General features: G+C 76.6%; 6 protein-coding genes. 4 read left to right on the top strand and 2 right to left on the bottom strand.

Annotated elements, in window-relative coordinates; genetic code table 11:
- Positions 1-115: 115 nt before the first annotated feature.
- The 3 genes from GTR00_RS08345 to GTR00_RS08335 all read left to right on the top strand — a co-directional run bounded on the left by GTR00_RS08345 (position 116) and on the right by GTR00_RS08335 (position 3,625).
- The gene (locus GTR00_RS08345) at positions 116-493 is read left to right on the top strand and encodes a DUF3817 domain-containing protein (protein ID WP_166611164.1); all 378 of its coding nucleotides are present in this window, start codon (positions 116-118) and stop codon (positions 491-493) included.
- Between the two features lie 7 nt (positions 494-500).
- Complete coding sequence (locus GTR00_RS25695; RefSeq protein ID WP_166611163.1) at positions 501-1,469, top strand: NUDIX hydrolase; 969 nt, start codon at positions 501-503, stop codon at positions 1,467-1,469.
- A gap of 89 nt (positions 1,470-1,558) precedes the next feature.
- Entirely contained in the window at positions 1,559-3,625 is a 2,067-nt protein-coding gene (locus GTR00_RS08335; protein WP_166611162.1) for a bifunctional metallophosphatase/5'-nucleotidase, read from the top strand.
- Positions 3,626-3,864: 239 nt separating this feature from the next.
- On the opposite strand, the gene GTR00_RS08330 is transcribed toward GTR00_RS08335, so the two are convergent.
- Entirely contained in the window at positions 3,865-6,051 is a 2,187-nt protein-coding gene (locus GTR00_RS08330; RefSeq protein WP_166611161.1) for an MMPL family transporter, read from the bottom strand.
- Positions 6,052-6,083: 32 nt separating this feature from the next.
- Complete coding sequence (locus GTR00_RS24920; protein ID WP_166611160.1) at positions 6,084-6,653, bottom strand: TetR/AcrR family transcriptional regulator; 570 nt, start codon at positions 6,651-6,653, stop codon at positions 6,084-6,086.
- 169 nt (positions 6,654-6,822) lie between these two features.
- On the opposite strand from GTR00_RS24920, the gene pcrA reads away from it, so the two are divergent.
- The coding region (pcrA, locus tag GTR00_RS08320; RefSeq protein ID WP_166611159.1) for a DNA helicase PcrA at positions 6,823-8,950 on the top strand (2,128 nt) is incomplete at its 3' end.

Raw genomic sequence — 8,950 nt, 5'->3', positions numbered from 1 at the left:
ATGTAGAGCGTGCCGTGCACCGGGCCGAGCACGCGGCTGATGGACTCCCCGGCCGGCAGGATCGGGCCCCACACCCCGCCGACGGTCCGGGAGGACGAGACGTGAGCAGCACCCGATGAGCGCCGACCGCGCCACCGCCCCCACCAGCACCCCGGCCAAGGTGCGCTCGGCGCTGACGCGCTACCGGGTGATGGCCTGGGCCACCGGCATCGGGCTGCTCGTGCTGACCTACTCGCTGCTGCGCTACCTGCCGGGCCTGCACGACCTGCCGGCCGGGGAGTCCATCAGCCGCGTGCTCGGCCCGGTGCACGGCACGCTCTACATCGTCCTGCTCGTCACCACGTTCGACCTCGGCACGCGGGTGCGCTGGCCCTGGGGCCGCATGCTGCTGACCGCGCTGGCCGGCACCGTGCCGTTCCTGTCCTTCTACGCCGAGCACAAGAACCAGCGCGCGGTGCAGGAGCGGCTGGCGGCGCGCCCGTCGGCGAGCTGAGGCGCCCGTGACGTCCCGCGGGCCGGGCACCACCGGCGAGCGCCCCGCGCTGCAGCGCGTCGTCGTCCACGTCGCGCTGCGCGCGCGCGGGCGGCTGCTGGTGGCCCCCGCGCCCGGCGGTCCCGGCGCGCCCGCGGTCCTGCCGTGGGCGGTCCTGCGCCACGGCGAGACCCCCGCCGCCGGCGCGCAGCGCGCCCTGGACGCCGTCGGCGGCCCGGCCGCGCGGGCCGGCGGTGCGCCGCTGGAGGTCCGCGACGCCGTGCGCCGCGCCCTGGGCGACGAGGTGCCCGGCCACGAGGACGGGGTGGACCTGCACACCGTGCACGTGGTGCTGCCCGCCTCGCCGGCCGAGGACGTGCGCGCCGAGCACGCCCGGCCCCGCGGCGACGGCGGCGCCCGCTGGGCGCCGGACCGCGGCGGGCACCACCCGCTGCTGGCCGACGCGCTCGCGCGCGTCGAGCCCGGTGAGCTGGTGCGGCTGAGCGCCCCCGCCGACGGGGACGCCCCGGTGGTGCGCCAGCGGCTGGCCGCCTACGCGGTCGTGGTCAACCCCGCCGGGGAGATCCTGCTGACCCGCCTGTCGGCGCTGACGCCCAGCCCGGGCCGCTGGACGCTGCCCGGCGGCGGGGTCGACCACGGCGAGCACCCGCTGACCGCGGCGGTGCGCGAGGTCCACGAGGAGACCGGCATGGACGTCGACGTGGACGGCCTGGCCGACATCGGCTCCGAGCACTTCACCGGCCGCTCCCCGCGCGGGGTGCTGGAGGACTTCCACGCCGTGCGGGTGCTCGTCACCGCCACCGCGCGCCAGGTGCGCGACCCGCGCGTGCTGGACGTGGGCGGCAGCACCGACCTGAGCTCCTGGGTCCCGCTGGCCGACGCCCCGCACCGCGGGCTGGTGGGCGTGGCCCACCGCGGGGTGCAGATCGCGCTGCGCCGGCGCGAGCAGGAGCGGCTGGCCGGTCGCGGGGCCTGACGCGAGGAGTTCACGCGGAAAGGGCTCCCGTGCGCGCTGCGTGACTGGCAGACTCCGGCCGCCGTCCGTCACCTCGTGGAAGCGAGCTCATGAGCCGTCCCCTCCTCCGACTCGTCGGTCCCGCAGCCGGCCTCGTGGCGTTCACGGGCTCGCTGGGCGTGGTGTGCGCGGGGCTGGCCCCGGCGGCCCTCGCCGCCACCGCCACCGTCAGCCCGACCGCGACCGCCACCGCCACGGCCACCGCGGCGCCGGCGCCGGTGCCCGCCGGGCAGGTCGGCGCGCTGCTGCCCGCCCCCGCCGCCGGGCAGACGCAGGTGCAGATCGGGGCGTTCAACGACCTGCACGGTCGCCTGGAGGCCCCTGACGAGACCGACGACGGCGCGCCGATCGGCGGCGCCGCGCAGCTCGCCGGCGCGCTGGACGCGATGCGCGCGCAGCAGCCGAACACCGTGGTCGCCTCCGTCGGCGACAACATCGGCGCCTCCACCTTCACCTCCTTCATCCAGCAGGACGCGCCGACGCTGGAGGCGCTGGACGCGATGGGCGTGGCCGCCTCCGCGGTCGGCAACCACGAGTTCGACAAGGGCTACGAGGACCTCACCGGCCGCGTCGACGAGCTGGCGGGCTTCCCGTACCTGGGCGCGAACGTCCTGCGCGCCGACGGCAGCCCGGCCCTGGACGCGTACGACGTCGTCGACGTCGGCGGCGTGAGCGTGGGCTTCGTCGGCGTCGTCACGCAGGCCACCCCGAGCCTGGTCGCCCCCGACGGCATCCGCGGCCTGCGGTTCACCGACCCGGTCGCCGCCACCAACCGCGTCGCGGCGCAGCTGTCCGACGGGGACGCCGCCAACGGCGAGGCGGACGTGGTCGTGCTGCTCGCCCACGAGGGCTCCGAGGGCACCGACTGCGAGGGGGTCCGCACCTCCGGGGAGTTCGGGAAGATCGTGCAGGGCGCCTCCGCCCAGGTCGACGCCATCCTCTCGGGGCACACGCACGTGCTCTACGACTGCGAGTACCCGGTGGCGGGCAAGCGGGTGGCGCGCCCGGTGCTGTCGGCCGAGTCGTACTCCGTGGCCGTGGACCGCCTCGTGCTGAACGTCGACGACGCCACCGGCGAGGTCGTCGCGCAGGCCCACCAGGTGCTGCCGGTGGAGGGCTTCGCGCCGGACGCCGGCGTGCAGGCGATCGTCGAGGAGGCCGTGGCGTTCGCGGAGGAGGAGGGCGCGCGCCCCGTGGGCCGCATCACCACCGACGTCAAGCGCGCCTTCGCCGGCGCCGAGGACGACCGCGGCACCCAGTCGCCGCTGGCCAACCTCATCGCCGACGCGCAGCTGCAGCAGACCCGCGGGGCCGGCGCGCAGATCGCGCTGATGAACCCCGGCGGCGTGCGCGACGACCTGGACTTCGCGCAGTCCGGCACCGAGGGCGACGGCGTGGTCACCTACGCCGAGGCCGCGGCGGTGCAGCCCTTCGCGAACTCCGTGGTCACCGTGACCCTCACCGGCGCGCAGGTGCGCAGGGCGCTGGAGCAGCAGTGGCAGCCGGCCGGCTCCTCGCGCCCGGTGCTGGCGCTGGGCGTCTCGCGCGGCTTCTCCTTCACCTACGACCCGGCCGCCCCGGCCGGGCAGCGCATCACCTCGGTGACGCTGGACGGGGTGCCCCTGGACCCGGCCGCCCCGTACCGGGTGACGGTCAACAGCTTCCTGGCCTCCGGCGGGGACAACTTCACCGCCCTGGCCGAGGGCAGCGCCCGCACCGAGCTGGGCCGCACGGACCTGGAGGCCTTCACCGCCTTCCTGGGCCTGCCGGAGAACCAGGGCCTGACGGCCGACCAGCGGCCCCGCTCGGCGGTGGCCGCCGCGCCGGCCCCCTCGCCGACCGCCACCGCCCCGGCGCCCACCGGCGCGCCGGCGCCGTCGCCCACGTCCGCGGCGCCCCTCGTGCCGGTGGTCACGCGCCCGACGGCGACCCCGCCGGCCGCCCGGCCCACGACCCGGCCGCTCGTGCGGCCCACGTCCCGGCCCGCGGCGGTCTCCGGGCGCCTGGCGCACACCGGAACCGACGTGGCGCCGTACGCGGCCGGCGGCGCCGGGCTGGTGCTCGTCGGCGGGGTGCTGCTGGCGCTGTCGCGCCGCCGCGCGGGCGCCCGGGGCTGAGGCCCCCGGCGCTGAGGCCCCCGGCGCTGAGGCCCCCGGCGCTCCGGGCGGGGACGACGCAGGGCCACCCGGTTTCCCGGGTGGCCCTGCGCACGCTGGTGGTCGCCCCGACGGTCGCCTCGCGGCGAACGGCCGCTCGCAGCGGCTGGATGTGAGGCCCGGGGACACGTACCGGGGCGACCAGTGGGTTCAAGCACGCCCGGGGCCCGGGGATTCCCGGACCCCGGGCGTGACCTGCGTCACGCCGTGACGTGCCGGGCGCTGCGGGCGCGCTCCAGGGCGGTGCCCTCCACGTCCAGCGCGGGCAGCCAGCCCAGCCAGCGCGGCAGCCACCACGCCGAGCGCCCCAGCAGGGACAGCGCCGCCGGCACGAGCACCATGCGCACCACGACGGCGTCGGCGAGGATGCCGATCGCCAGGGCGAAGGCGATGGGCTTGATCGTCGCGTCGCCGTGCGGCACGAAGCCGGCGAAGACGGCGAACATGATCGCGGCGGCGGCCACCACCACGGGCGCGGCCTGCCGGAAGCCGGTGCGCACCGCCTCCACCGGCTCGGCGCCGTGGGCGTGCGCCTCGTGCATCCGCGAGACGAGGAACACCTGGTAGTCCATCGCCAGGCCGAACAGGATGCCCACGACGATGATCGGCGCCAGGCTCAGCAGCGGCCCCGTCGCCTCGGACCGCACCAGGTCCTCCAGCCAGCCCCACTGGAAGACCGCCACGGTCGCCCCCAGCGAGGAGCCGATGGTCAGCAGGAAGCCCAGCACGCCCACCAGCGGCACCAGCAGCGAGCGGAAGACCAGCACCAGCAGCACCAGCGCCAGGCCGACCACGAGCACCAGGTACACCGGCAGCGCCTCGTCCAGGGTCTGCGAGACGTCCACGCTCACCGCCGTGCTGCCGGTGACGTACGCCTGCGAGCCGGTGTCGGGGTCGTCGGCCAGGCGGTCGCGCACGTCCTGCACGAGGTCGCGGGTGGCCTGGTCGTCCGGTCCCGTGGTGGGCACGACGGTGACCAGGGCCGCGGTGCCGTCGGCGTTGGGCTGCGGGGGCGCGGCCAGCGCCACGCCGGGCAGCGCGGCGACCTCCTGCTGCACCTGCGCCGCGCGCGCGGGGGCGCCGGCGCCGTCGACGAGCACGAGCAGCGGGCCGGTCACCCCGGCGCCGAAGCGCTCGCTCAGGATCGCGGTGGCCCGCGCCTGGGTGCTGTCCTCGGCGGGCAGCTGGTTCAAGGTGGTGCGCAGGGAGGCCACCGGCACCGCGACGACGCCCAGGACGACGACGGCGGCCAGCAGGCTCGGCCAGCGGCGCCGGGTGACGGTGCGCGCCCAGCCGCTGAAGACGCCGTGGCCCTCGGGGGAGGGCGGGGCCAGGTGCTGCCCGCCGCGGTGCTCCACGGCCCGGCGCGCCCGCGGGGACAGGGCCCGGGGGCCGAGCAGGCCCAGCACCGCCGGCACGAGGGTGAGCGCGACGAGCACGGCGACCACGACGGTGGCGGCGGCGGCCAGGCCCATCTCGGTGAGGAAGGGGATGCCCGCCACCGACAGGCCGGCCAGGGCGATGACGACGGTGAGCCCGGCGGTCAGCACCGCCGAGCCGGCGGTGCCCACGGCGGTCGCGGCGGCCTCGTGCACGTCGCGGCCCGCCACCAGCTCCTGCCGGAAGCGCGTGACGATGAACAGGGCGTAGTCGATGCCCACGGCCAGGCCGAGCATGACGGCCAGGATCGGGGTGGTGGACTGCAGGTCCACGAACCCGGTGAGCAGGGTGATGCCCAGGGTGCCGGTCCCCACGCCCACCAGCGCGGTCAGCAGGTTCATCCCGGCGGCCAGCAGCGAGCCGTAGGTGATCGCCAGCACGGCCAGGGCGACGACGACGCCGATCGCCTCGGAGGCGCCGCCGACCTCGGAGACGGGCTGGGAGGCCTCGCCGGTGACCTCGGCGGTCAGCCCGGCGGCGCGGGCGTCGTCGAGGACGGCGAGCAGCTCCTCGCGCTGGGCGTCGGTGACCTCGGGGGCCTGGGCGGTGTAGGTGAGCGAGCTGTAGGCGGCGCGCTGGTCGGGGGAGACCGCGGGCGCGGCCGGGTCCAGCGGGTCCGTCGCGCTGGCCACGCCGTCGAGCTGCTGCAGCTCGCCGACGACGCGCGCGACGGCGGCGGCGTTCTCCGGGGCGGTGACGAGCCCGGTGCCGGGGGCCTGCAGCACCACCTGCGCGCCGGCCCCGGCCGCGCGCCCGCCGAAGCGCTCGTCGATCAGGCCCAGGGCGGTGGTGGACTCCTGCCCGGGGATCTCGAAGGTGTCCACGGTGGAGCCGGCCAGGGTGGCGGCCCCGACGCCGGTGCCCAGCAGGACGAGCGCCCAGACGCCGAGGACGAGGAGGCGGTGGCGCACCGCCCCCAGTCCCAGCCGGTGCAGGAAGGTGGCCACGGGTTCGTCCTCCTGGGTCTCTGGCGGTGTTCTCAGGCGCCGGCGGGCACGGCGGCGGGGTGGCCGAGGGCGCCGGCGGCGGCCTCGACGAGCAGGGGGCGCACCTCGCGGGCGTCGAGGCCGCGGCAGGCGAGGGCGGCGGTGGCGAGCCCGCCGAGGCAGGTCGTCAGGCGCACGGCGCGCTCGGCGCCGGGCTCGGGGTCGGCGGCGAAGGCCTCGAAGAGGGCGGCGCCGAGCTCCTCCATCCGCTGGGCGCGGGCGTCGTCGCCGGTGCTGACCGAGGACAGCGCCAGGGCGGTGAAGCCGGGGCGGGACAGGGCCAGGTCGGCCAGGGCGGCGACGACGGCGCGGTCGCGGCCGGCACCGGGCGCGGCGCCGGCCACCCCGTCCACGACGCGCCGCACGTGCGCCAGGGTCATCGCCAGGGCGGCCGCCTGCAGGGCCTCCTTGGTGGGGAAGCGGTGCAGCAGCCCGGTCTTGGAGTAGCCGGTGGCGTCGGCGACGCGCTGCACGGAGGTGTGCTCGAAGCCGTGGCGGGCGAAGAGCGCCGCGGCGGTGTCGAGGATCTCCTCGTCGATCTGCTCTCGGGTGCGGCGGGCCACCCGACCAGGGTAGACCACTGTGGACCGTTCCGGTCCGGGAAGGACCGCGGCGGTCCGGACCCGGCGCCCCTGCCCACCAGTGCACCGCGCCCGGCGCCCGCGCGCGAGCCGGGCGGAGCCCCGCCGCGGGCCGGGCCGTGTCCGCGACCGGGCCTACCCTGGGGGCACGATGAGCACTCTGTTCGACGACCTCCCCCTCGGCGGCCCCGGCGAGCCCGGCCCGGGCACCCCCGCCGGCCCCGGCGACCGCGGTGCGGCCCTGCTGGCCGGGCTGAACCCGCAGCAGCGCGAGGCGGTCGTGCACGCGGGCTCCCCGCTGCTCATCGTCGCCGGCGCCGGTTCCGGCAAGACGCGCGTGCTGACCCACCGCATCGCGTACCTGCTCGCCGAGCGCGGCGCCACCGCCGGGCAGGTCCTGGCGATCACCTTCACCAACAAGGCCGCCGCCGAGATGCGCGAGCGCGTGGCCGCCCTGGCCGGCGACGTCGTCGGGGTGGGCGCGCGCAGCATGTGGGTCTCCACCTTCCACTCCGCCTGCGTGCGCATCCTGCGCCGGGAGGCGGCGACCCTGGGGATGCGCTCGTCCTTCTCCATCTACGACTCCGCCGACTCCCAGCGCCTGATGGCCATGGTCGTGCGCGAGCTGGAGCTGGACCCCAAGAAGCACGCCCCGCGCGCGCTGAGCGCGATGGTCTCCAACCTCAAGAACGAGCTGGTCGACGAGGAGGCGTACGCCGAGCGCGCCGCCGCGGAGACCGCCACGCCCGTGGAGAAGGTCCTCGCGCAGGTGTACCGCTCCTACCAGCAGCGCCTGCGCCAGGCGCACGCCGTGGACTTCGACGACCTCATCATGTCCACCGTCCACCTGCTGCAGGCGTTCCCCGACGTCGCCGAGCACTACCGCCGCCGCTTCCGGCACGTCCTGGTCGACGAGTACCAGGACACCAACCACGCCCAGTACGTGCTGGTGCGCGAGCTCGTCGGCGGCTCCGTCACCGAGGCCGCCGCCCGCGGCGGGCACGCGCTGGCCGTGCCGCCGGCCGAGCTGACCGTCGTCGGCGACGCCGACCAGTCGATCTACGCCTTCCGCGGCGCGACCATCCGCAACATCACCGAGTTCGAGAAGGACTACCCCGACGCCCGCACGGTGCTGCTGGAGCAGAACTACCGCTCCACGCAGACCATCCTCACCGCGGCCAACGAGGTCATCAAGGTCAACACCGACCGCCGCGCGAAGAACCTGTGGACCGCCGCCGGCCAGGGCGAGAAGATCGTCGGCTACGTCGCCGACGACGAGCACGGCGAGGCGCAGTTCGTCGCCGACGAGGTGGACCGCCTGCACGACGAGGCCGACGTGCGCTACGGCGACGTCGCGGTCTTCTACCGCACCAACGCGCAGTCCCGGGCGCTGGAGGAGGTGTTCATCCGCACCGGCCTGCCCTACAAGGTCGTCGGCGGCACCCGCTTCTACGAGCGCCGCGAGGTCAAGGACGCCATCGCCTACCTGCGCGTGCTGGACAACCCCGACGACACCGTGAACCTGCGCCGCGTGCTCAACGTCCCCAAGCGCGGCATCGGCGAGCGCGCCGAGGCGGCCCTGGTGGTCCTGGCCGAGCGCGAGCGCATCCCGTTCGGGCAGGCGCTGGAGCGCGCCGGCGAGGCCGTGGGCCTGGCCGCCCGCTCCCTGAACGCCGTCAAGGGCTTCGCCCAGCTCGTCGCGGACCTGCGCACGCTCGCGGAGTCCGGCGCCTCCCCGGCCACGGTCCTGGAGGCGGTGCTGGAGCAGACCGGCTACCTCGCCGAGCTGCGCGCCAGCGGCGACCCGCAGGACGAGTCGCGCGTGGAGAACCTCGCCGAGCTCGTCGCGGTGGCCGAGGAGTTCTCCGACGCCGACCCCGACGGCACCCTGTCCGACTTCCTGGAGCGCGTCTCGCTCGTCGCCGACGCCGACCAGATCCCCGAGGAGGACGACGGCAGCGGCGTCGTGACCCTCATGACCCTGCACACCGCCAAGGGCCTGGAGTTCCCCGTCGTCTTCCTCACCGGCATGGAGGACGGCACGTTCCCGCACCAGCGCTCCCTGGGCGACCCCGACCAGCTCGCCGAGGAGCGCCGCCTGGCGTACGTGGGCCTGACCCGCGCCCGCGAGCGCCTGTACCTGTCGCGCTCGGCGGTGCGCAGCGCGTGGGGCGCCCCGCAGCAGTACCCCGCCAGCCGGTTCCTCGACGACGTGCCCGCCCCGCTGCTGGACTGGCGCCGCGGGGAGTCCGCCTCCGCCGCCTACGCCACCCCCACCG

The organism is Kineococcus indalonis (assembly GCF_009906395.1).
Lineage (GTDB): Bacteria > Actinomycetota > Actinomycetes > Actinomycetales > Kineococcaceae > Kineococcus > Kineococcus indalonis.
The sequence above is the reverse complement of the archived record's forward strand: the minus strand, read 5'-3'. Positions and strand labels throughout refer to the sequence as shown.

Coding starts and splice junctions, on each gene's coding strand:
- GTR00_RS08345 (WP_166611164.1), top strand. CDS start 116: ATGAGCGCCGACCGCGCCACCGCCCCCACCAGCACCCCGGCCAAGGTG.
- GTR00_RS08335 (WP_166611162.1), top strand. CDS start 1,559: ATGAGCCGTCCCCTCCTCCGACTCGTCGGTCCCGCAGCCGGCCTCGTG.